Origin of the sequence: Caballeronia sp., from assembly GCF_049581465.1 — a bacterium.
GTDB lineage: Bacteria > Pseudomonadota > Gammaproteobacteria > Burkholderiales > Burkholderiaceae > Caballeronia.
In genome coordinates, this window is record NZ_JBAUSA010000840.1 from 1 (window position 1) to 1,726 (window position 1,726).

General features: G+C 57.8%; 2 protein-coding genes and 1 pseudogene. All 3 read right to left on the reverse strand.

Annotation, left to right across the window (positions count from 1 at the left end; genetic code table 11):
• Positions 1–249 precede the first annotated feature (249 nt).
• Positions 250–990 (reverse strand): hypothetical protein, encoded by a 741-nt coding sequence (locus WCA53_RS20625; RefSeq protein WP_423915007.1) that lies wholly within the window; start codon positions 988–990, stop codon positions 250–252.
• Positions 991–1,088: 98 nt separating this feature from the next.
• Positions 1,089–1,292, reverse strand: a complete 204-nt coding sequence (locus WCA53_RS20630; protein ID WP_423915004.1) for a hypothetical protein — start codon at positions 1,290–1,292, stop codon at positions 1,089–1,091.
• A 227-nt stretch (positions 1,293–1,519) separates the two neighbouring features.
• A pseudogene (locus tag WCA53_RS20635) lies at positions 1,520–1,726 on the reverse strand (hypothetical protein); the annotation flags it as partial.

The following is a 1,726-nucleotide window of genomic DNA, read 5'->3' on the forward strand; positions in this document are numbered from 1 at the left end:
CCAGCACCGGGCCAGATGTTCAAGGGCGCAGTGAAGATAACAACGATGCGCGACAAGAAAACAATTGAGCAACTCACGGGACGAGGCTGCGGTCGCCCTATGAACACTCCCGCTAAAGCAATGGAACTTGCTGAGATTGCCGCCCGACGATTGGTCGGACTTGAAATCCTCTAAGCCGCATGGGCTTCAATGCCTACAGCACTCGCTAACTTTCGGGACGTTGGCGACACCGTGGTGTCGCCGTATCGATTAGTCGACGCGGCACCACCGGCCAGACTCCGGGCACACAGTGGCTGGTGCGCCATTCACCCAGACTTGCTCTTCGTTCAGTTGCATCGCCGTCGCAGTGGCGACGTCGAAGGTAACCCCAAGCGCGTGCTCAACACGGGCATCTTCAATGGGAAGCTCCCAGGTCAGGAATAGCTGGGTGGTGTCCTGATCGGGCGGAAAGTCCGCCACATCAAAACCGCTGCTGCGGCGTTGAATGACGCCATGAGGCTGGCCGGTATCGAAAATCACAGCCGTGCCCCGGGTCAGCGGGATTCGATGACCCAGCGAAGGAAAATGCAGGTCCAGGCCCCTGTCGTCGCTCAGGAAGAGATTGCAAAAGGCCGCACTGCCATATTGCGCACCGTCATGGTGGTACCTCGCGCCCCGGCAGGCCATGAGGGCTACGTCACTGCTGTCGATTACCCCAGGCAGTCCAAGCGCGCCCGTCCAATCGGATAGCGCCCGCACGCAGCGCGTGTAGTCCGGCCAACGCGCTCGTGCTCGCGCCAAAGGCATTGCCTCGACGTCCCCGGGCTCCAAGTCCAGGTGCAACGATATCTCCCTTTCCCAATCCGCAAGCAGACGTGCAGGGGGCACAGGCACGTCGACCATGCCTGTTAGCAGGACGTCACTCACGCGTCGACTACGGATGATGTCGCCACTCCAGAAATAGGAAGTGAGTATGTCTCGCACTCGATGCTCTTGAGGGGGGTAAATCATCTGGACCATTGTATTAAGGCTGCCTGCTCAAGGCAGCAGAGGATTTTCTCTTTGTTTGGCGGTGGGCGTCGGCGAATATACGGTCGCCTTCGCGGCTTTCAGTTACTTGATTGCACGTGTTTCGCTTGAGCGATTCTATTGAGTAACTCCCACGACGTCTGCGTCGCCGAGAACAATAGAATGATGGTGGCTGCCGCAAGCAAGTTGCGGTCATCTGCAATATTCATGGCCATGCGCAGTGCTGTTGCGACAAGTATGCCAAAGCCGGTCAGCGACAAAAGGTGACGGCGCAACGCAAACACGCGGTAAAGCGCTTCGCAGCACGGCGCATGAGTCTTTGGGCGTCGTTGATCAACGGCAAATCATACCAGTGAGCGCCTAAAACAAAAAACCCCGCAGGCTCAAGGCGTTGCGGGGCTTTGCGGACTTCTTTGGACCTACTTGGATTACTTGTTGGTGCTCAACAGAGCACCTTTCTCACAGCGGCGTTCGGGGTCGTCATCGTCCATACAAAGGACGTACTGTGACGTCAAGCCTTGCGATGCGCGTCGGCGTCGAGGGCACGTTCGGCAGCTTCCCCAACCAGGCCGCGGTAATACAGATGCACACCGATCGCTAGCGAATCGTTACGGATTTCCTGGAACGCCTTCCACGCATTTACCGGTTCCTTGAACAGCAGATAATGCGCTTCCTGGGCAATCAGGCCGGCAACTTCATGCAAGCCGTGCCCACGCAG